Raw genomic sequence first — 20264 nt, 5'->3', positions numbered from 1 at the left:
CTGGGACACCACCTGACGTCATGGCTGCTCGCCCGAGGAGAACAGGTCGTCGACGTCCAGCCCAGTGCCACCGCTCGTGTCCGCCAGCTCTCCCGCGGTGCAGGCCGCAAGAACGACCGCATCGATGCCGCGGCGGCGGCATGCGTCGCCGCTGTCCAGGGCGACGCGCGACCGGTGCAGCCCGAGAACTCAACGGACGCACTGGCTCTGCTGGACGAACGACGCAGCAACCTCGCCCAGGCCAGAGTCCGCGCGGTCAACCAACTCCACGCGCTGCTGCGAGCCCTCCTGCCCGGAGGGGCACCACGCGATCTGTCCGCGGCCAAAGCCGAGCAGCTGCTGGAGACGGTCGTCCCCGCCGGACCTGCCGAAACCACCCGCCACGCCCTCGCCGCCGACCTGATCACCGAGGTCCGTGCATGGGACGTGAAGCTGAAGAACAACGCCAAATCCATGGCCGCACTGGTCACAGAATCCGGAAGCCGGCTGACCGACACTCCCGGCATCGCAGCCATAACCGCCGCCCGCCTCCTGGGCCGGACCGGAAATCCCACCCGCTTCCCAACTGCCAGCGCCTTCGCCCAGTACGCCGGCACCGCTCCCATCGAGATAGCCAGCGCCGGACGCGCACACCACCGCCTGTCCAGGCGCGGCGACCGCCAACTCAACGCGGCACTCCACACCGTGGCCATCACGCAGATCCGCATGCCCGGCACCCGGGGCCACGCCTACTTCAAGGCCAAAATCGCAGAAGGCAAGACACCCAGGGAAGCACAGCGCTGTCTGAAACGCCGCCTGGCTGATCACGTCTGGCGCACGATGGTCGGCGACGAACGCCGCCGCACCCGAACGACGGGCCCAGGAGGACAACCGGGGGCGACTACAGCATCCAGCGCGGTCGGCCCAACCCCGACGGCCGACTCTTCGGACAAGTCACTTCCCGGACCCGCCGAAACCGACCCTACGCCACTACACCAGACACCTTGACAAACACAGAGGCACCCAAGGGCACCGATCTGGCCGCCCACACCGCCCAGGACCTCGCGGTCGTCGCCGCCGAACTGAACAGCCGGCCACGCAAAACGCTCGACTGGGAAACCCCAGCCGAGCGTCTCGCTAGGCTCCTGGCCACAGCCAGTTGACCACCGTGTTGCAACGACCCCTGGAATTCGCCCCGGCCGGGGGCATCCTTGTCGTGCGCGGCGCTCGCGGCTACTCGCCGTCCTGCTCCACCGGAACCTTCTGCGTCCTCGGGGCCGCGACCCCGTTGAGGACGGGCGAAGTCCCGTTGTGCTCCTGACCGTTCTGGTGCATCGAGGCCAGCAGCTGACGGGCCAGCCCCAGTCCGGTACCGCCCATCGTGAGTGCCTTGGCGAACATCTCCCCCATGCCCTCGGCGCCGTTGAGCAGCACCATGTTGTCGACGTTGCCGAATGCCGACGCGCCTGCCTTGACGATCTCCGGCCAGTTCTCGGCCAGTTGCTGGGCGACGACCGCCTCCTGGTTCTCGGCCAGGGCGGCGGCACGGGCCTTGATGGCCTCCGCCTCGGCGAGTCCCTTGGCCTTGGCCGCCTCGGCTTCCGCCAGACCCCTGGCCTGCGCGGCGGCGGCCTCGGCCTCACCGGTGGCGCGGGTCGCGGCGGCGCTCGCCGTGCCCCGGGCCTTGGTGGCCTCGGCCTCCGCGCTCGCGGCCGTCTTGACCCGGGTCGCCTCGGCCGCCGCCGCCAGCTCGGTCTCCTTCGCCTTGGCCTGGGCGGCCGAGATCCGCGCGTCGCGCTCGGCCTCGGCCAGCGTGCGCTTCTCGTACGCCCGGGCGTCGGCCGGCTTGCGGACGTCCGCCTGGAGCTGCTGCTCGCGCCGGTGCGCCTCCAGTTCGGCGACCCGCGTCTCCTGGACGACGACCTCCTGCCGGGCGGCCGCGTCGGCGAGCGGACCGGCCTGGCGGGACTGGGCCGCCGCCTTGTCGCGCTCGGCCTGGTAGCCGGCCTGGAGGATCTCGCTGTCCCGGGTGGCCTCCGCCATCCGGGCGAACGACGCCTGCTCCGCCTCGGTGGCCAGCCGGTTCGCCTCCGCCTGTGCGATCCGCGCGTCCCGCTGGACGGCGGCCGCGTGCGGCATCGCCAGGTTCTTGATGTACCCGGTCGGATCCTCGATCTCGTGGATCTGCAGGGAGTCGACGATGAGCCCCAGCTTCTCCATCTCCGTGCCACAGGCGGCCCGGGTCTGTCCGGTCAGCTTGTCACGGTCGCGGATCATGTCCTCGACCGTCAACCCGCCCACGATGGACCGCAGATGACCGGCGAACACGTTGTGCACCCGCTCGGACATCAGCTTCTGCTGGTCCAGGAACCGCCGGCCCGCGTTGGCGATCGACACGAAGTCGTCGCCCACCTTGAAGATGACCACGCCCCGGACCTTCAGCGGAATGCCCTGCTGGGTCACGCAGTCCACCGACAACTCGGTCTCGTTCAGGTCCAGCGAGAGCTTCCGCACCGCCTGCACGCCCGGCAGCACCAGCGTGCCGCGCCCCGTGACGATCCGGAATCCCATGCCCGCTTCGAGACCCTCGGTCCGATGGTTCGAACCGGAGATGATGAGCGCCTCGTTCGGTTCGGCGACCCGCCACATCATCTTGAACACACCGATCAACACGAGCACGGCGAGGACCGCCGCACCCGCAACGACGCCGACAACCATCGGCATACGCCCCCTTTGGATGGTGCCCTCACGGCACCGAACGAAGGGAGTGTGCGCCTGCGCGAGCGCACGGTGAAGACGCTGACGAATCCTTGTTGCAATCTTGACGCATACGCCCTCACCTGGGGCTACGCGCGCTCAACTGTCGTACGCGGGAGTGACGTAGACCGTCCGCGGCGGCAGGTGCTCGACCACCATCACCACCGTGCCCGGCTCGATCCGGACACTCCCGTCGGCGGAGTAGGCGAGGAAGTGTTCGGCGCCCCCGCGCACCCGGACGATCACCTCGCCGACGAGTCCGGGTCCCACCGTTCCGGTGACCCGCCCCATGAGCCCGACCAACGACGCATCGTCCATGGTCAGAGGGTACGGGCAGGCCAGGTCGGGGGAAAGCCGCGAGCAGCCGCAGGCGCAGCCGGAGCCGTAGGGGCAGCCACAGCCGTTGCCGTTGCCGTTGCCGTTGCCGATGCCGGAGTCGTCAGGCGGCCGGCGCGTCCGTGACCGCGGTCCGGGCCGGCGGCCACCGTTCGTGCCAGCGCAGTTCCGCCTCCAACTGGGCCGCGACCGACACGAGCAGCGGCTCGCTGCCGGCCGGCCCGAGCAACTGCGCTCCCACCGGGAGCCCGTCCGCCACGAATCCGGCGGGCACGTTGACGCCCGGCCACCCCAGCACGTTCCACGGCCACGCGTAGGGGCAGGCGGCGATCATCGCCCGGTCGGTGGCGAACGGGCCGAGGTCCAGCATCGAGCCGACCAGGGGCGGGGGAGCGGCGGTGGTCGGCGCCAGGACCGCGTCGTACGAGGCGAAGAAGCCGCCGATCCGGTGGCGCAGGGTGGTCTCCGCGCGCCGGGCGGCCCGCAGCGGGGCCCCGTGCAGGAGCCGGCCCAGCCGGGCCGCCTCCAGGGTGCGCGGGTCGAGCAGCGCGGGCGACGGCACCTCGCGGACCCGCTCGGCGATCCCGGCCGTCGCGCGCGGCACGAAGGTGAGTCCGATCCGGCCGTAGGGCGGATCGGCCTCCTCGACGGTGTGGCCCGACGCGGCCAGCCGCTCGGCGACTTCGAGGACCCTGGCGCGTACGTCCGGTCGCAGGCGGGCGGGCAGGGCGGTGAACGGCGGCCTCAGGGACAGCGCGATGCGCAGCCGGCCGGGGTCGCGGCCGACCGCGTCCAGTACGGTCAACTCCGCGGGCCGGTGCGGGTCCTGGGGGTGGTTGCCGCTCGCCGCGTCCAGCAGCAGGGCGGCGTCGGCGACCGAGCGGGCCAGGGTGCCGTTGACGGTAATGCCCTGGAACGACTCGCCGCGCGGCCAGGTCGAGATGCGGCCGCGCTGGGGCTTGATGCCGACGAGGTTCGTCCAGGAGGCCGGTATGCGCACGGATCCGGCGCCGTCCGAGCCGAGCGCGGCGGGGACCAGCCCCGCCGCGACGGCGGCCGCGGACCCGCCAGAGGACCCGCCCGGGGTGTGCCGTGGCTGCCAGGGGTTCCGGGTGGCGCCGAAGGCCGGTCCCTCGGTGAACGGCCACTGTCCCAGCTCGCAGGTGTTGGTCTTGCCGACGATCACCGCGCCGGCCGCGCGCAGCCGTCGTACCGCCTCACCGTCCTCGGCCGCCGGCGGGAAGTCGCCCCGGCAGCCGAAGGCGGTCGGCTCGCCGGCCACGTCCGTGTCGTCCTTGACGGCGACCGGCACCCCGAGCAGCGGCCGGCGCACTCCGCGGGCCAACTCCCGGTCGGCGGCCTCGGCTTCGGCGAGCGCGGCGGAGGCGCGGACGATCCGGAAGGCGTTGAGGGAGTCCTGGGTGGCGTCGATCCGCGCGAGACACTCCTCGACGAGCTGACGGGAGGTCACCTCACCGGCGGCCAGGGCGCGTACGGACTCGGCGAGGCCCGCTGAACGGTCGGACGGCATGGGAACCCACCTCCGGGAGCGAGATACTTACCGGAGGGTAACGTCGAGTGGGGTCGCGCGGGACGGGTTTCGCACAGCCGGCGCCGGCCGTCCGCGCGGACGGAACGGGCCGTGCCGTCGGGACAGTTCGCTCGTGCCGGTCGCTTCCCGGGACCGGGCCGTGCTGGTGACGGGCGGCCGTCAGGAGCCGGCGCAGGTCTCGCGCAGGTAGCCGTCGTGGCCGGCCGGGGTGACGTCGAGGTCCCGGCGGACGATGCTGATCCGGTCGCCCCAGCCCGCACAGGCCCGCTCCAGGCCCTTCCCGGTGTACTCGACGACGATGACGTGGTCGCCGAACGCGTCGACGTAGGCCCCGCATTCGTCGTACTGCCCGCATTCCTCCACCACCGCGAAGTCGAGCCCCACCCGCTCGCGGTCCCCGGCCAGTTCGAGGGTGTTCTTCTGGGCGACGGCGAGGTGCCGGGCATGCGCGTGGCGGACCAGCAGGGTCTGGAACGCCTCGGCGTCGGCCGCGGTCAGCAGTCCGCGCGGGGCACGGGTGTAGCTGTCGTAGTTGTCCGGCTCGACGGCGTCGAAACCCTTGTCGGCGCAGGCGTCGATCCAGTCGTCCACCTTCTCGGCGATCCGCGCCCGCTTGCCCGGGGTGCCGATGTCGAGCATGGCCTCGCCCCAGTCCTCGTCCATGACCACCTTCCCGGAGCGGTCCCGCAGCAGGAGGTCGGCGTCCCAGTCGCCCCGCGCGTCCGGCTGGGCCTGGAACGCGTTGACGTAGCAGATGTTGTACAGCCCGGGCGCGGGCGACGCCGTGTGGTCGCGGGAGACCACGGAGACGCCCTTCGGCGGGGTGTAGGCGCCGCCGAGCTGGTAGTCGACACCCGCGTGGACGGGCGGCGCCGACACCTTCGCCGCCGGGGTCCTCGGGGCCGTACCCGGGCCGGTGGCGGTGCCGGAGCAGCCGGCGGCGAGGGCGGCCGCGGTGAGGAGCACGGTGGCACGGCGGGAACCGGCCGGGGACCTGCGCATGACGGTCTGCCTCTGGAGGAGAGAGCACGCCCCGCCTCGGACGCTCCTGGTCCTGGCGACTGGGGCCGGACTGACGGCCCGGAGGCTCGTGTCACCGGCTGGGAATGCCACGGTCGCGCGGACCGCGGCGATGGATGCGGACGGCCCGCCGCCGAGACCATATCAAAGGCCTCCGGGATCGATCGGTGCAGTCCAGGGCCGGATCGGCCGGCTCCGGCGGCGACGCGCGGTGCGTCAGGTGCGGTCGCCGCCGGTGTCGGGTGGTGCCCCGGGCAGGGTGATCCGGAAGGCGGCGCCGCCCGCCGGGGACTCGGTGACGGTGAGGTCCCCGCCGTGGTTGCGCGCGACGTCGCGAGCGATGGCCAGCCCGAGTCCCGCGCCGCCGTCGTCGCGACTGCGTGCCTCGTCGAGACGGACGAACCGCTCGAAGATCCGTCGGCGGTCGGCGGGCGCGACGCCGTGCCCGTCGTCGGCGACGGTGAGCACGGCGTCGTCGCCCGCGCGGACCAGGGTCACGGTGATCGCCGTGGCGGTGTGCCGCTGGGCGTTGTCCAGGAGATTGCCGAGAACGCGGGCCAGTTGGCCGCGGCTGCCCAGGACCCGCGGTACGTCCGCGTCGGCGCGCACCTCGGCGGCCACCCGGTCCGAGGCGGCACGCCGGGCGACCTCCTCCCGTACCAGCGCGGCCAGGTCGAGACGGGCGTGGCCGGGCTGCTCGCCCGCGTCGAGCCGGGCGAGCAGCAGCAGGTCGGCGGCCAACTGCTGGAGGCGTACCACGTCGTGGTGGAGGTCCACGGTGTCCAGGAGCCCGGGGTGCTGGTCGGCGACCTCTATCTGGGTGCGCAACGAGGCGATGGGGCTGCGGAGTTCGTGGGAGGCGTCGGCGACGAACCGGTGCTGGCGTTCCACGGACCTCTCCAGCGCGGCCAGTGTGTGGTTGGTGGTGCGGGCGAGGCGGGCCACCTCGTCCCCGGAGCGGGGCACCGGGACCCGCCGGGTCAGGTCCCCGCTGCCGGTGATGGCGGCCATCTCGGCGCGGATGTCCTCGACCGGGCGCAGGGCGCGCCGGGTGACCAGCCAGGTCACGCCGCCCACGACGAGGAGCAGGAACGGCAGGGCGGCGAGCATGGCGCGGGAGACCTGGCCGAGGGTGGCCTGTTCGTCCGCGAGCGAGGTGCCGGCGTAGACGGTGTAGGTGCGGCCGTCGTACGTCGTGCCCTGGACGGCGGCGAAGCCGTAGTCGTGGCTCCGCCCGCCGAGGGCGACGGCCAGCGTCTCGCGTTCGACACCGGTGCCCACCTTGCCGCGGGCCGGGGGGCCGGACGTGGTGGCTACGCCGTCGTCGTCCCCGGCGTGCGTGGTCTCCCCGCCGCCGTGGCCGCCGCCCCGGCCGCTCCCGCCACCCCGGCCGCTCCTGCGGCCACCGCCGTGGTCGTCGGTGCTGTCGTCGTCGCCGCCGGTCGGGGCGGCGGAGGTGGCCGGGGTGGCCGGGGGAGCGGTGGTGGTGGCGCCGTCGCCAGGTGTGCCGGTCGCGGCGGGGGCGGCGGGGGCCGGTGCGAAGTCGGTGAGCGCGCCGCGTCCGCGCAGCGCGTCGCCGGCCGCGAGCACCCGGCCGCCGGAGTCGACGACCTGGACCAGGCGGTCCGGGTCGCCCGGCAGGTCCAGGGCGGTGAAGTCCCCGGTGAGCGCCGCCTGGGCGCCGGCCACCGTACGGGCGGCGACCTCGGACTCCAGGGCCGCCCGGTCCGTCAGGTTGTGGCGCAGTACGGCGATCACGGCGACCCCGGCGACGACCAGGGCGACGGAGACGACCAGGGTCGCGGCGAGCGCGGCCCGGGCACGGACGGAGGCGAGCGGCCTAGGCAACGGGACCGCCGTCGGTCTCCAGCCGGTACCCGGCGCCCCGGACGGTCGTGATGGTGCGCCGGCCGAAGGGGGCGTCGAGCTTGCGGCGCAGGGCGCTCACGTGGACCTCGACGACGTTGGGATCTCCGTCGTAGGCGAAGTCCCACACGTGGGCGAGGATGTCGGCCTTCGACACCACCTGCCCGGCGCGTACGGCGAGATGCTCCAGGACCGCGAACTCCCGTGCGGTGAGGGCTATGCCGGTTCCGGCCCGTTCGACGCGGCGGGCGCCCTGGTCGACGGCGAGGTCGCCGAAGCGCAGCACGGGGGCGGTGCCCGGCCGGTTGCTGCGACGCAGCAGGGCGCGGATGCGGGCCTGGAGGACGACGTAGGAGAACGGCTTGGTCAGGTAGTCGTCCGCGCCGGTGTCGAGGCCTTCCGCCTCGTCGTACTCGCCGTCCTTCGCGGTGAGCACCAGGATCGGGGTGTCGTCCCCGTCCGCCCTCAACCGGGCGCAGATCCGGTAGCCGTTGAGGCCGGGGAGCATGATGTCCAGCACGATCAGGTCGTAGTCCCGCTCCTGGGCCAGACGCAGACCGTCGATCCCGTCGTGGGCCACGTCCACGACGAAGCCCTCGGCGGACAGTCCGCGGGCCAGGGCGACGGCGAGGCGTCGTTCGTCCTCCACGATCAGCAGGCGCATGCCCACAGGGTCGCAGACCGTTCCTGAAGCGGTCTTCAGGAACCTTCAGCGTGGCTTCAGGGTCGTTCCCGCAGGGTGGTCGACGTCGGGCCGGCGGCTTTCCTCCGGGGGAGGCGGCCGGCCGCAACCGAGTGAGAGGACCAAACGTCATGAACGCTTCCCAGAGGTTCCCGGCCGGACGCCGGCGCACGATGGCCGCCGTGCTGGCGGTGACCGCGGTGCTCGTCGGCGCGGGCACCGTCACCGCGGCTGCCGTCGCCGACGACGGCGTCCCCCGCCACCACGGCCACTCCACCACGGGCACGGACGACGACCGGGGTCACGGCGGTACGGGCGACGACCGGGGTCACGGCGGTACGGGCGACGACCGCGGCCGTCTCGCCACGCGTGACGACCGAGGTCGTCACGGTGGCCGCGACGCCTCGACGGGCCGGGGCGTGGACGACGCCCGTTCCCGGCACGCCGCGCCCGAGGACCACCCCGGCCGCCACACGTCCGAGGACGCCCGGTCCGGCCAGGGCGCGCGCCGCACACCGTCGGGCCACGACGCGCGCGGCGACCGGTCGCGGGGCCGCACCGACGACGACCCGCAGGCCCACCGGCGGCACGAGGGATCGGACGACGGGCCGGGGCACGGGCACGGTCACGGCCGGCACCGTGGATCGGACGACGTGTAGAGAGGGGAGATCACCGACGGGCGGCCCGGTCCCCGACGCATCCGGTCCGGGCGCCCGCCTCCGCCGGTTTCACCGCCGTGTGCCGCACCCCGGACAGAACGCGGCGCCGTCCGGGACGACCGCCGAGCAGGAGGCGCACCGGGTGGTCTGCGCCAGGTGGTGGCCGCAGCCGGGACAGTAGGCCGAGCCGTGGGTCTCGGTACGGCACTGGGGGCAGACCAGTTGCCGGGGCGTGCTCGGGTCGTACCCCTGCCCGGCCTGGCGGCCCGCCGCGTACGCCCGCTGCGAGGCCATGTCGTTCTGACCGCGCTGCTGCGCCGCCATGGCCTCCGCCGCGGTGTCCGGCGCGCAGTTGAAGCACAGGCCCTGGGCGCCGTTCCAGCAGCGCCCGCAGACGTAGTTCGTGCACCGGGCGCAGCGGTTGAAGTGGCCCTGCGCGTTGTCGATCGCCCGCTCGAAGGCCCGGTCGCGGGCCTGTCCGTAGCCGGCCCCCGCGAGGCCGTCGGCGGCCGAGGTGACCCCCCGCCCGGCGTTGCCGAGCATGCTCCAGGCCAGGTCGGTTCCCTTCCTGAGCCAACTGGCGGCCCGCTCACCGGTGTACGGCTCGAACGGTGAGCGCCAGGTGTCGTAGCAGCGGGAGCAGGAGAACTCGAACTGGAACCCGGCTCCCGTGCCGTTGCGTTCGCAGAGGTCGCGGTAGTTGTTGCTGAAGTAGATCTCGCTGCTCACGTGGTCCCCCCACAGGTCGGGCCGTCGGCACCATGCCCTACGACGCAGGCGGAAGGGTACTGGTTCTGGCCGGTGGCGTGGAGATCAGGCCACGGCGGTGACTTCCGGCCAGAAGGCTTCGCCGCCACTCCTCGCCCCCGGGTCCGGCCCCTCGTGATCCGGACCGCCCCGCGTCACTGCGATCTACAGTGCTGTAGAAGTTTCCCCGGCCGGCGGTGGCGCGACAACCCCCTCCGTCGCGCCGGCGGTACGGCAGCCGGCCCGGTTCTCTCACGTCGTGGCACCGCATCGGCCCCGGCGGCTGTTACCCACTTTCGGGTGACGGCCCGCCGGTCGGGGGTGGCGGACGGGGGCGCCACGCGCCGCGGAGCCCGCCGCGCGCAAGGGGTCGGGCGATGACAGGACGTCAACTTCGTGCATACAGGGCATACATGGAGGTTGCAGCCGAGAGTCATAGGAATATGACGGAACTGTCATGACCTTCGCGTACTCCTCACATCTCCTCCGCATGGCGGGCAGGGTGTGGGTGTGCGGCCGACCGGCCGCCGAAACGCCCGACACACCCCGGGTGACCTGCGGCTTCAGTGCCGCCGGCCCGGAGTGTCCGGCTCTGAGAAGGGGGACCTCATGTCCGTACCCGCGATCGCCCGCCGTCTGACCGCCGCCGCCGCCGTGGCCACGGCGGTCGTGGGCGGGCTGGCGCTGCCCGCCGCGGCCGCCGGCCAGCACCCGTCCCGCCCGCACAACGACGTGGTCATCAGCGGCGTCCAGTACGACTCCCCGGGACGTGACGACAACTCCAACCGCTCCCTGAACAAGGAGTACGTCGACATCACCAACACCACCCGCCGCACCGTCAACCTGGACCACTGGACGCTGACGGGCAGGGACGGCCACCGCTACACCTTCCGTCACTTCCGCCTGGAGGGACGGACCACGGTCCGCGTCCACACCGGCCAGGGCCGCGACAGCGCCAGGGACGTCTACCAGGACCGCCGCAACTACGCCTGGGACAACCACCGGGACACCGCGACGCTGCGCAACGACCACGCGCGCGTGGTGGACGAGGTGTCCTGGGGCCAGCACCGCGGCGGTCACCACAACGGCGGCATCGGCCGCCGCTGACCGTCGGGCGGTGCCGGTGACCCGTGCCCGAGCCGGGTCCCGGCACCGCCGGCTCCCTCCCACCGCCTCCCGGCCGGTCCCGGCCCGTCGGCGGCCTGCGCCCCGGCCGCGGCGCGCGAAGGCCGTTGTCAGTGCCCGCGACTACGGTTCGAGCAGTGGGATCCCCGGGACGGACGGCGGATCCGTATGGGGAGGGGTCTGGTCTGCCATGTCCACCGGTTCTGCCGCGGTGTCGACGACGTACCTGGAGCTGTCGCAGGAAGACGGCGCCGCGCACAAGTTCTACGAGGTGTCCGTCGCCGACCTGGTCGTGACCGTGCGGTACGGCCGGATCGGCGCGGAGGGGCAGACGCAGACGACGACGTTCGCGACGGCGGAGAAGGCCCGGGCCGCCGCCGCGAAGAAGGTCGGCGAGAAGGTCCGCAAGGGGTACGCCCCGGCCGTGCAAGGGGCTCGCGCCCCGCGTTCGGTGACCCGGCGTCAGGTCGCCTCGGCTCCCTCCACCGCACGCTCCGCCGCGCCGGTGCTGTGGCGGTTCCGCACCGGCTCCGCCGCGTTCGGCATCCACGTCGACGACGACCGCTGCTGGGTCGGCAACCAGGCGGGCGACGTCTACAACCTGGACCACGAGGGCGGCGTGCTGGCCCGCTTCAGCCTCCCGGACGGCGTGAAGTGCCTGGTCGCCGACGACTTCTGGATATACGCGGGCTGTGACGACGGCAAGGTGTACGACCTGTCGTCGAAGCTGCCGTTCGTGGCCTACGACATCGCCGCGGACGTCGACATCTTCTGGCTGGACATCCACGAGGGCGTGCTGGACGTCTCCGACCGCGACGGCCGGCTCACCGTCATCGACCACGAGGACGAACACCAGTGGGCCCGCCGCAGCCAGGGCGAGCAGGCCTGGATGGTCCGCGCCGACGAACGGGCCGTCTACCACGGCCACAGCCGCGGTGTCACCGCCTACGCCCCGGACGGCGGCCGGGAGTTGTGGCACACGCCCACCAGGGGCGGGGTGCTGTTCGGCTGGCAGGAAGGCGGTGTGGTGTACGCGGGCACCGCCCACAAGGCGGTCCAGCGGCTGTCGAAGGCGACCGGCGCGGTCGAGGCGACCTACACCTGCGACAGCGCCGTCTACTCGTGCGCGACCTCGCCGGGCGGCCGGTTCGTTTTCGCCGGTGACGCGTCCTCGTCCGTGTACTGCTTCGACCAGGACGGCACCCGGCTGTGGAAGCTCGGCACCGGCGACGGTTCGGCGCTGTCGATGCAGTACCACGACGAGCGGCTCTACCTGGTGACCACCGACGGATCACTGGTCTGCGTGGACGCGAGCGAGGCGGCCGTCACGGCGGCGCAGCGGGGCACGGTGCCGGTGGCGCGCGACGTCAAGCTTGCCGCGGCGATGCCCGCCTTCGCGCCGGCCACGACGGTCGGCGCGGTGGCCACCGTCGCGCAGGCGCCAACCGGGTCGATCGTCGTGGAGTGCGTCCAGCAGTCCGGCCGGGTCCGGGTGCACGTGGTGTCGGACGGTTACGACCAGTCGCTGAACGTCCAGTTCCCGCGCGCGATACGCGAACCAGGGGCCCGCTACGTCGTGGACTCCCTGCACACCGCGGCCGGCGGCTTCTACCGGGTGCGCGGCGACATCCGCCGGCTGCTCTGACCGGACACCGCAGGCGTGGGCCCGGCGGCGGGGTGCCGCCGGACCCACCAGGGGGAACGCGGGGTCAGCGCCGCCTCCGGTAGTTCCAGCCGGTGCCGATCCCGGCCACGTGCAGAGCCAGGGCGGTCAGTCCCAGCAGCATCACGTTCGTGGAGGTGAACGTGTCGTTGGTGCTGATGTCCGCCGCGTTGATCAGAAAGGCTATGAAGAACAACACTGCCGCGATGATGCCGGGCATGAACGGGCTCCTCTCGATGGGGTGACACCCGTATGCCCGCACATCGCCTTCACAAGCCCGTTGCCGGGCAACCACGGGGAACGGCGGCCCGGCGCGCCCTCAGAAGACCCGGATCGGGATCTCGGCGGGGTCGGTGAGCAGGTCGAAGATCTCGTCGTCCAGGCGGACCAGGGTGACGGAGGCGCCGGCCATGTCGAGCGAGGTGCAGTACTCGCCCACATAACTGCGTCCGACCTCGATGCCGCGCGCGGCCAGTTGCTTGTGGGCCAGGCCGTACACCAGGTACAGCTCGCCGACCGGCGTGCCGCCGAGGCCGTTGACCATCAGCGCGACGCGGTCGCCCGAGGAGAACGGCAGGTCGTCCACGACCGCGCCGACCAGTTCGCCCACCATCTCACCGGCCGAGCGCAGCTTCTCGCGCCTGCGGCCCGGTTCGCCGTGGATGCCCACACCCATCTCGACCGAGTCGTCCGGCAGTTCGAACAGCGGCGAACCCTTCGCCGGAGGCGTGCAGGCGGTGAGCGCCATGCCCATGGTGCGGGTGACCGAGTTGACCTTCTCCCCGATCCGGTACACCTCGTCGAGGTCCGCGCCCCGTTCGGCGGCCGCGCCGACGGCCTTCATCACGAAGAAGTTGCCGGCCACCCCGCGCCTGCCGACGGTGTACGTCGAGTCCTGCACGGCCACGTCGTCGTCGATGAAGAGGGTACGGACGGTCACCCCGTCGGCCTGGGACAGCTCCTCGGCCATCTCGAACGCCATGCGGTCGCCGGTGTAGTTGTTGACCAGCAGCAGGACACCCCTCGGGGAGGCGACCAGCTTGACCGTCTCGTAGACGTAGTCGGCGGGCGGGGCGGCGAACACGTCGCCCGGGCAGGCCGCGTCGAGCATCCCCGGGCCGACGCTCATCACGTGGGCGGGCTCGTGGCCGGATCCGGAGCCCTGCACGATGGAGACCTTGTTCGGCCGCGGGGCGTCGGCGCGCATGATCAGGTTGTACTCGGGCACGTACCTGAGCGTGCCGGGGTTGGCCAGGGCCAGTCCCTCCAGCATCTCGGCCACGTAGTCCTTGGGGTCGTTGACGAACTTCTTCATGCCGCAACTCCTCCTGAACCCCCGTTGGTCCTGCCGGTCGCGTCAGTCACGTGCGTCCCACCCGGCGGCGACGCGCTCCGCCATGACCGCGACCGCCACCGCGCCCGGGTCCGGCGAACCGATGCTGCGCTCACCGGTGTAGCTCTGGCGGCCGCGACGCGCCTGCATGGGTGCCGTCGCGTCGGCCGCGGCCCGCGCGGTGGCGGCGGCGAGGGCGGCCAGTCCGGCCGCGTCCTCGGCCGGTCCGTCCTCGGCCAGCCGCCGCTCCAGGGCATCGGTCATCGGGATCAGGGCGTCCAGCAGGGTCTTGTCGCCCACGTCGGACCTGCCGCGCGCCTTGATCCCCTCCGCGGCGGCCCGCAGCATGGCGACCGCGTCCCGCGCGTCCGGTTCCGGCCGGTCCTTCACGGTACCGGCGGCCCGCAGGAAGGCGGTTCCCCACAGCGGTCCCGACGTGCCTCCGACCCGCTTGGAGATCACCATGGCGACCTTCTTCAGCAACTCGGCGGGCGTGTCCGCCGCGAGGCCGTCCCAGTCGGCGAGGACGATCTCGAATCCCCGGGCGAGCGAGTACCCGAAGTCCCCGTCCCCGGCGACGGCGTCGAGGTCGCTGAAGGCCCGTTCGTTGTCCACCGCGGTCCGGGCGATCGTCCGTACGACGAAGGCGAGGTCGCCGCCGGAGTCCGATGCCGAGGGCGGTGATGGGGACGATGGCGCAGACATGTCTCTCCTGACTGCCGCGACGTCAGTGCGGTCGGGGTTCGGCGGACGGGGCGGGGGCCGTGCGGCCGCCTTCCGCGGTGGTCAGCAGCGCGGCGAGGTCCCCGAGCACGACGTACGGTCCCGGGCCGACACCGAGCGGATCGCTCAGCACCCGGGTGACGGTCTCCCGCGGCGGCGGATCGCCCAGCGAGGTGACCACCAGGGAGGCGCCGGTGAAGTCCTCCTGGCCCGTGTAGGCGCTGGTCGTGACCGCGCAGGCGAGTCCGGCGCCGAGCGCGGCCAGCAGGCCGTTGCGGCTGTCCTCGATCACGACGGCTTCCGCGGGATCCAGCCCGAGCCGGTCCAGGGCGAAGGCGTAGATGTCCGGGGCCGGTTTCTTGCGCCGGACCACGTCCCCGGCGAACACGCTGAAGCGGGCCGCCAGTTCCGGACCCATGGCGTGTTCGAGCACGCTGCGGACGGACGGCTCCGCGGAGGTGGAGGCGACCGCGAGCGGCCACCCGGCCTCGTGCGCCGCCGTGGCGATCCGCCGCACACCCGGCCGGGGCGGGATGTTTCCGCTGCCGATGACGGCCGTGTAGATCTCGGTCTTGCGCCGGTGCCAGGCCGCGACCCGCTCGTCGAGTGCGGCCGGGTCGGTGGGCAGGCCCGCGGCGGCGACGAACTCCGGGGTCAGCAGCGTGCGCATCCGCTCCTTGCCGCCGCCGATCCGCACCTTCCGCGCGTACTCCTCGTCGCTCCACCGCACCGGCAGACCGAACTCCTCGAACGTCCTGTTGAACGCGGGCAGGTGACCGTCGCGTTCGGTGTCGGCGAGAACGCCGTCGCAGTCGAAGACGAGTGCCGGCACGGCTACCTCGCCCGCCCGGCGCTGCCGAAGAGCCTCATCAGCGAGCCGGCCAGCTCGATGACGTCCTGGCGGACGTCCCGGAAGAGGGACGGCGGATCCCACTTCCCCCGTTCCTCCGTCGTCCGCAGGAAGGCCAGGTTCGACTTCATGTACGTCTCCTTGAGGGCCGTGGAGATGTTGACCTTCGCGCACCCCCGGGAGATCAGGTCACGGAACTGCTCGTCGGACAGACCACTGCCGCCGTGCAGCGCGATGGGCACGGGATGGGCCGCCACTATGTCGGAGACGCGCTGTGCGTCGAGCACCGGTGCCTGCCGGTACGACCCGTGGGCGTTCCCGATGGCCGGCGCGAAGACGTCGACCTGTGTGGTCCGCAGGAACTCCAGTGCCACCGCCAGGTCCTGCCGTTCGGCGGCGGTGTCGCTGCCGATCCCGTCCTCCACCCCGGTGATCGACTCGATCTCGCCCTCGACCGCGGCGCCGAACGTACGTGCCTCCGCGACGACCTCGACGGTCTGCCGCATGTTCTCCTCGACCGGCAGCCTGGACGCGTCGAACAGCACCGAGTTCCATCCCCGCCACAGGCACTCGGTGATGACCTCGCGCTCCGGGCAGTGGTCCAGGTGCAGGGTGACGGGGACCTCGATGCCGGCGGTCATCGAGGTCCACATCGCGTAGAGCACCTCGCTGCCCACGGACCTGACCGTCTTCACGGAGGTCTGCACGATGAGCGGCGAGGCGTTCTCCACCGCCGCGGCGAGCACCGCCTCCATGGTGAGGTCGTTGAACACGTTGATGGCCGGTACGGCGTAACGCTCCTCGAAAGGCCTGGCGAGGATCTCGGTCAGCGGTGTAACGCCCACGGCACCTCCACCTCCGCACCCACCCCCGCCTCTCCATTCCACGCCCGGCCCCCACCCGGCGCCACTCGTGTGCGGCCGGTGCCCGTGCGTACCGAGTGCGGTCGTACGGTCACCGCGGGGTGTGTCCGGGAATGGGAGACATGTCGTCGCGTGTTGGCGGTTCAGGACGACGAGTACCGGAGCACGACGTGAGCGCTGCGATGATCACGACTTCCTTGGCCGAGGCACTGCGGGGCCGGCGCAGGTCGGCGTCGGGACGTCTCTGGCTGGTCGTTCCGCTGCTGCTGGTCGTGGCGATCCCGGTCGCCGACCGGTTCCTGCCGCCGGACATCCACCTCGCCCATCTGCTCGTGGTCGCCGTGGCGATCACCGCGGTCGGCCGCGGGCCCCGCGCCACCGCGCTGATCGGGGCGGTGGCGGTCCTGGCGCTGGTCTGCGCCGGTCTGGAGCGACGGACCCTGGTCACGGAGAGCGTCCTGGTGGAACTCGCCGCGCTCCTCGCCGTCTCCGTCTTCTTCGTCCTCTTCACCCGGCTGCGGGACCGTCGCGAGCGCGAGCTCGTGCGGGCGCGCTCCGTGTCCGACGCGGCACAGGGCGTCGTCCTGCGGCCGCTGCCGGAGCGGGCCGGGCCCGTCACGCTGGCCGCGCGGTACCGCAGCGCCGAAGCGGACGCGACCATCGGCGGCGACCTGTACGCCGCGGCCCGCGTCCCCGGCTGCACCCGGCTGCTCATCGGGGACGTGCGCGGCAAGGGGCTGCCGTCCATCAGCGACACGGCGATCGTGCTGGGCGCCTTCCGGGCCGCCGCGCACCGCCGGATCCCGCTGCCCGAACTGGTCGCCTACATCGAGGACGCGGTCCGGTGGGGACTCGCGGAGTTCTCGGAGCCGAACGAGGACGCCGCAGAGCGCTTCGTCACCGCCGCCGTCATGGACATCCCGGACGACGAGCCGGTGGTGCACCTGATCAGCTGCGGGCATCCGCCGCCACTCCTGCTGGGCGGGTGCGGCGAGAAGGCGCTGACGCTGATGGTCCCCGAGCCGTCGCCGCCGCTCGGCCTCGGCGTCCGGCCGGTCGACGCGAAGGGCGTGGACGGGGGAGCCGCCTGCTACGTGCCGGCGACCTTCCCGTTCGAGCACGGTGCCCGGCTGGTGCTGTACACCGACGGCATCAGTGAGGCGCGCAACGCCGACGGCGAGTTCTATCCGCTCGCCGAGCGGGTCTCGGCCTGGGCGGACAGCACCCCCGGTGTGCTCGTCGAGCGGATCGCGGCGGAGGTGCGCGCGCACACGGGCGGCCGCCGCGACGACGACATGGCCATGATCGTCGTACAGCGCGACTGACCGTTCCGCGCGGTCGGGCGGAGGCGCGGCGGTCCGTCCTCCGGTTCGGTCCGTGCTCCGGGGCGGACCGTGCCGCCGGTGCCGGGCCCGTGCCGCGGAGAACGCGCCGGGTCCGTCGCGACCGGAACGCGTTGTCGGGGTGGTCGAAACTCTGTCTCGCAACCGCCAGTTCAAGCCGATGTTCTGATGCGGTCATGACATTGCGGTGCGCCGGATGCGAATCTGCTCTGCGGAAGTTCACCGTCCACTCACAGGCACCCCACGCGATGCCCACATCTCCTGTCCGCATGTCATGGGCATGACCTAATCGACGGCACCCCGTCACCCCGTGCCCCTTCGGCTCCTCTCCCGCACCCGCGCCGCCGGACGGCTCGACCCAGCCGACCCGCTCTCCCGGACTCCACGAGTCCGACCACCCCACAGAAGGAGAACGCAATGTTCCGGCAGGACCGTCACCACCGCCGCGTCAGAGGCGGCGCCACCCTGGCGCTGGCCGCCGCCACCACCCTGCTCGCGGCCGGCCTCCAGCAGGGCACCGCCCTCGCCTCGGCCGGCGAGCACGCCCCCGCCAGGATCCTGGCCACCCCCCGAGCCGGCGCCGCCCCCGCACCGCTGTCGCCCGCCAGGCGCACCGCGCTGATCAGGAGCGCCACCACCGCGGCCCCCGACACCGCGAAGACCCTCGGCCTCGGGGCCGGCGAGAAGCTCGTCGTCAAGGACGTCACCCAGGACGCCGACGGCACGACACACACCCGCTACGAACGCACCTACGAGGGCCTGCCCGTCCTCGGCGGTGACCTGGTCGTCCACCGGAGCGGCAGCCGCCTCACCGTGTCACGGGCCACGAAGGCGTCCCTCGCGCTCCCCTCCACGAGGGCGAGGATCTCCTCGGCCACCGCGAAGGCGCAGGCGCTCACCACCGCGGCGAAGGCCGGCGCCGAGCACCCCTCGGCCGGCAGCGGCCCCCGTCTCGTCGTCTGGGCCGCCTCGGGCCGCCCCGCCCTGGCCTGGGAGTCCGTCATCGGCGGGTTCCAGGACGACGGCACGCCCAACGAACTCCACGTGATCACCGACGCCGCCTCCGGAAAGCAGCTCTTCCACTACCAGGGGGTCGAGACCGGCGTCGGCACCGGCCAGTTCGACGGGACCGTGCAGCTCGGCACCACGCTCTCCGGCTCGACCTACCAGCTCGTCGACGGCGACCGAGCCGGCCACCGCACCTACGACCTGAACCAGGGCACCTCGGGCACCGGCACCCTGTTCACCGACGACAACGATGTCTGGGGCGACGGCACCGTCGCCAACCGGCAGACCGCGGGCGTCGACGTCGCCTACGGCGCGGCGGCCACCTGGGACTTCTACAAGGACGTGTTCGGCCGCAACGGCATCCGCAACGACGGCGTCGCCGCCTACAGCCGGGCCCACTACGGCAACAACTACGTCAACGCCTTCTGGCAGGACGCCTGCTTCTGCATGACGTACGGCGACGGCTCCGGGAACACCCACCCGCTCACCGCGCTCGACGTGGCCGCCCACGAGATGAGCCACGGCGTCACCGCCGCCACCGCGGGCCTCACCTACTCCGGTGAGTCCGGCGGCCTGAACGAGGCCACCTCCGACATCTTCGCCGCCGCCGTCGAGTTCTACGAGAACCTGCCCGCCGACGTCCCGGACTACCTGGTCGGTGAGAAGATCGACATCAACGGCGACGGCACCCCGCTTCGCTACATGGACAAGCCCTCCAAGGACGGCGCGTCCGCCGACAACTGGAGCCCGTCGCTCGGCGGACTCGACGTCCACTACTCCTCGGGTCCCGCCAACCACTTCTTCTACCTGCTCTCCGAGGGCAGCGGAGCCAAGACCGTCAACGGCGTCGCCTACGACAGCCCCACCTACGACGGCCAGCCGGTCGCCGGCATCGGCATCGACAACGCCCGGCAGGTCTGGTACCGGGCCCTCTCCACCTACATGACGTCGAGCACGAACTACGCGGGCGCCCGGACCGCCACCCTCCAGGCCGCGGCCGACCTCTTCGGCGCCTACAGCCCCTCCTACCTCGCCGTCGCCAACGCGTGGGCGGCGATCAACGTCGGCAACCGGGTGGCGGTCGGCGTCAACGTGGCCCCGGTCGCGGACCAGCTCAGCGGTGTCGGGCAGGCGGTGTCCCTCCAGACGGACGCCTACACCACCAACTCCGGCGCGGCCCTGACCTACACGGCGACCGGCCTGCCGGACGGGCTGACGATGAGCGACACGGGCCTCATATCCGGTACCCCGACCACGCTCGGGACCAGCGACGTCACCCTCACGGTCACCGACGACACGGGAGCCTCCGCGACCCGGCACTTCTCCTGGCGGGTGGCCTACGTCTACGCCAACGCCACCCGCGTCGACATCCCCGACAACGGCCCCGCGGTGGAGTCCCCGGTCACCGTCACCGGCCGCACCGGGAACGCCTCCGCCACCACCCAGGTCTACGTCAAGATCGTCCACACCTACCGGGGTGACCTGACCGTCGACCTCGTCGGACCCGACGGGACCGCCTACTCCCTGCTGAACCGCAGCGGCGGCTCGGCCGACAACGTCGACCAGACGTTCACCGTCGACGCCTCCGCGCAACCCCTGAGCGGTACCTGGAAGCTCCGGGTGCAGGACCGCGCCGCGATCGACGTCGGCTACGTCGAGCAGTGGCGCCTGATCCCCTGAGCGCCGCGGTTCCGTAGCCCCACCCCGCGCGACCGCCGTCCCGGGACGCCCACCGCGTTCCGGGACGGCGGTCACGTT

General features: G+C 72.6%; 18 protein-coding genes and 1 pseudogene. 7 read left to right on the top strand and 12 right to left on the bottom strand.

Annotation, left to right across the window (positions count from 1 at the left end; all coding sequences use genetic code 11):
- Positions 1-987 (top strand): transposase (locus ACFY3I_RS09460; RefSeq protein ID WP_390860087.1); only part of this gene is annotated, 987 nt, incomplete at its 5' end.
- A gap of 14 nt (positions 988-1001) precedes the next feature.
- A pseudogene (locus ACFY3I_RS09455) lies at positions 1002-1142 on the top strand (IS30 family transposase); the annotation flags it as partial.
- 70 nt (positions 1143-1212) lie between these two features.
- Here the strand turns inward: ACFY3I_RS09455 and ACFY3I_RS09450 are convergent.
- The 6 genes from ACFY3I_RS09450 to ACFY3I_RS09425 form a co-directional block, all read right to left on the bottom strand.
- Positions 1213-2703 (bottom strand): flotillin family protein, encoded by a 1491-nt coding sequence (locus tag ACFY3I_RS09450; protein WP_390860086.1) that lies wholly within the window; start codon positions 2701-2703, stop codon positions 1213-1215.
- Between the two features lie 132 nt (positions 2704-2835).
- A complete protein-coding gene (locus tag ACFY3I_RS09445; protein ID WP_365286135.1) occupies positions 2836-3054 on the bottom strand; it encodes a hypothetical protein in 219 nt (72 codons plus the stop codon).
- A gap of 121 nt (positions 3055-3175) precedes the next feature.
- Positions 3176-4603 carry an amidase gene (locus ACFY3I_RS09440; RefSeq protein ID WP_390860085.1) on the bottom strand — a complete coding sequence of 476 codons (1428 nt, stop codon included), beginning with the start codon at positions 4601-4603 and terminating at the stop codon, positions 3176-3178.
- Positions 4604-4783: 180 nt separating this feature from the next.
- Positions 4784-5626 carry an endo alpha-1,4 polygalactosaminidase gene (locus tag ACFY3I_RS09435; protein WP_390860084.1) on the bottom strand — a complete coding sequence of 281 codons (843 nt, stop codon included), beginning with the start codon at positions 5624-5626 and terminating at the stop codon, positions 4784-4786.
- Positions 5627-5860: 234 nt separating this feature from the next.
- The gene (locus ACFY3I_RS09430; protein WP_390860083.1) at positions 5861-7492 is read right to left on the bottom strand and encodes a sensor histidine kinase; all 1632 of its coding nucleotides are present in this window, start codon (positions 7490-7492) and stop codon (positions 5861-5863) included.
- On the bottom strand, positions 7485-8174 hold the full coding sequence (locus tag ACFY3I_RS09425; RefSeq protein WP_390860082.1) for a response regulator transcription factor: 690 nt from the start codon (positions 8172-8174) through the stop codon (positions 7485-7487). Before ACFY3I_RS09425 ends, ACFY3I_RS09430 begins: the two co-directional genes overlap by 8 nt.
- Before the next feature lie 149 nt (positions 8175-8323).
- Here ACFY3I_RS09425 and ACFY3I_RS09420 point away from each other — a divergent pair, with 149 nt between their 5' ends.
- Positions 8324-8851, top strand: coding sequence for a hypothetical protein (locus tag ACFY3I_RS09420; RefSeq protein WP_390860081.1), 528 nt, complete (start codon positions 8324-8326; stop codon positions 8849-8851).
- Between the two features lie 69 nt (positions 8852-8920).
- Here the strand turns inward: ACFY3I_RS09420 and ACFY3I_RS09415 are convergent, their stop codons facing one another.
- Positions 8921-9580 (bottom strand): zinc ribbon domain-containing protein, encoded by a 660-nt coding sequence (locus tag ACFY3I_RS09415; protein ID WP_365286123.1) that lies wholly within the window; start codon positions 9578-9580, stop codon positions 8921-8923.
- A 627-nt stretch (positions 9581-10207) separates the two neighbouring features.
- On the opposite strand from ACFY3I_RS09415, the gene ACFY3I_RS09410 reads away from it, so the two are divergent.
- Complete coding sequence (locus ACFY3I_RS09410) at positions 10208-10705, top strand: lamin tail domain-containing protein (RefSeq protein WP_390860080.1); 498 nt, start codon at positions 10208-10210, stop codon at positions 10703-10705.
- A gap of 208 nt (positions 10706-10913) precedes the next feature.
- Complete coding sequence (locus ACFY3I_RS09405) at positions 10914-12368, top strand: WGR domain-containing protein (protein WP_365286119.1); 1455 nt, start codon at positions 10914-10916, stop codon at positions 12366-12368.
- 64 nt (positions 12369-12432) lie between these two features.
- Here ACFY3I_RS09405 and ACFY3I_RS09400 read toward each other — a convergent pair whose 3' ends face one another.
- The 5 genes from ACFY3I_RS09400 to ACFY3I_RS09380 all read right to left on the bottom strand — a co-directional run bounded on the left by ACFY3I_RS09400 (position 12433) and on the right by ACFY3I_RS09380 (position 16137).
- Complete coding sequence (locus ACFY3I_RS09400) at positions 12433-12606, bottom strand: hypothetical protein (protein WP_365286117.1); 174 nt, start codon at positions 12604-12606, stop codon at positions 12433-12435.
- Positions 12607-12705: 99 nt separating this feature from the next.
- Positions 12706-13701, bottom strand: a complete 996-nt coding sequence (dhaK, locus tag ACFY3I_RS09395; protein ID WP_390860079.1) for a dihydroxyacetone kinase subunit DhaK — start codon at positions 13699-13701, stop codon at positions 12706-12708.
- Between the two features lie 42 nt (positions 13702-13743).
- Positions 13744-14424, bottom strand: a complete 681-nt coding sequence (gene dhaL, locus ACFY3I_RS09390) for a dihydroxyacetone kinase subunit DhaL (protein ID WP_390860078.1) — start codon at positions 14422-14424, stop codon at positions 13744-13746.
- Positions 14425-14446: 22 nt separating this feature from the next.
- Positions 14447-15274 carry an HAD-IA family hydrolase gene (locus ACFY3I_RS09385; RefSeq protein WP_390860077.1) on the bottom strand — a complete coding sequence of 276 codons (828 nt, stop codon included), beginning with the start codon at positions 15272-15274 and terminating at the stop codon, positions 14447-14449.
- 2 nt (positions 15275-15276) lie between these two features.
- Positions 15277-16137, bottom strand: coding sequence for a class II fructose-bisphosphate aldolase (locus ACFY3I_RS09380; protein ID WP_390860076.1), 861 nt, complete (start codon positions 16135-16137; stop codon positions 15277-15279).
- A 200-nt stretch (positions 16138-16337) separates the two neighbouring features.
- On the opposite strand from ACFY3I_RS09380, the gene ACFY3I_RS09375 reads away from it, so the two are divergent.
- Both ACFY3I_RS09375 and ACFY3I_RS09370 read left to right on the top strand, forming a co-directional pair.
- Positions 16338-17480: a PP2C family protein-serine/threonine phosphatase gene (locus tag ACFY3I_RS09375; RefSeq protein WP_390860075.1), complete on the top strand. Its 1143-nt coding sequence runs from the start codon at positions 16338-16340 to the stop codon at positions 17478-17480.
- 435 nt (positions 17481-17915) lie between these two features.
- Positions 17916-20186, top strand: a complete 2271-nt coding sequence (locus ACFY3I_RS09370; RefSeq protein WP_390860074.1) for a M4 family metallopeptidase — start codon at positions 17916-17918, stop codon at positions 20184-20186.
- Positions 20187-20264: the final 78 nt, after the last annotated feature.

Origin of the sequence: Streptomyces sp. NPDC001068, from assembly GCF_042897315.1 — a bacterium.
In the GTDB taxonomy this organism is placed as follows: Bacteria; Actinomycetota; Actinomycetes; order Streptomycetales; family Streptomycetaceae; genus Streptomyces.
Note: the sequence above shows the minus strand (reverse complement) of the source record. Positions and strands in the feature narration are given on the sequence as shown.

What these genes read in the sequence shown, in the direction of transcription:
- ACFY3I_RS09450 (WP_390860086.1), bottom strand. Translation starts at nt 2,703, where the DNA reads ATGCCGATGGTTGTCGGCGTCGTTGCGGGTGCGGCGGTCCTCGCCGTG.
- ACFY3I_RS09445 (WP_365286135.1), bottom strand. Translation starts at nt 3,054, where the DNA reads ATGGACGATGCGTCGTTGGTCGGGCTCATGGGGCGGGTCACCGGAACG.
- ACFY3I_RS09440 (WP_390860085.1), bottom strand. Translation starts at nt 4,603, where the DNA reads ATGCCGTCCGACCGTTCAGCGGGCCTCGCCGAGTCCGTACGCGCCCTG.
- ACFY3I_RS09435 (WP_390860084.1), bottom strand. Translation starts at nt 5,626, where the DNA reads ATGCGCAGGTCCCCGGCCGGTTCCCGCCGTGCCACCGTGCTCCTCACC.
- ACFY3I_RS09425 (WP_390860082.1), bottom strand. Translation starts at nt 8,174, where the DNA reads ATGCGCCTGCTGATCGTGGAGGACGAACGACGCCTCGCCGTCGCCCTG.
- ACFY3I_RS09420 (WP_390860081.1), top strand. Translation starts at nt 8,324, where the DNA reads ATGAACGCTTCCCAGAGGTTCCCGGCCGGACGCCGGCGCACGATGGCC.
- ACFY3I_RS09410 (WP_390860080.1), top strand. Translation starts at nt 10,208, where the DNA reads ATGTCCGTACCCGCGATCGCCCGCCGTCTGACCGCCGCCGCCGCCGTG.
- ACFY3I_RS09405 (WP_365286119.1), top strand. Translation starts at nt 10,914, where the DNA reads ATGTCCACCGGTTCTGCCGCGGTGTCGACGACGTACCTGGAGCTGTCG.
- ACFY3I_RS09400 (WP_365286117.1), bottom strand. Translation starts at nt 12,606, where the DNA reads ATGCCCGGCATCATCGCGGCAGTGTTGTTCTTCATAGCCTTTCTGATC.
- dhaK (WP_390860079.1), bottom strand. Translation starts at nt 13,701, where the DNA reads ATGAAGAAGTTCGTCAACGACCCCAAGGACTACGTGGCCGAGATGCTG.
- dhaL (WP_390860078.1), bottom strand. Translation starts at nt 14,424, where the DNA reads ATGTCTGCGCCATCGTCCCCATCACCGCCCTCGGCATCGGACTCCGGC.
- ACFY3I_RS09375 (WP_390860075.1), top strand. Translation starts at nt 16,338, where the DNA reads ATGATCACGACTTCCTTGGCCGAGGCACTGCGGGGCCGGCGCAGGTCG.
- ACFY3I_RS09370 (WP_390860074.1), top strand. Translation starts at nt 17,916, where the DNA reads ATGTTCCGGCAGGACCGTCACCACCGCCGCGTCAGAGGCGGCGCCACC.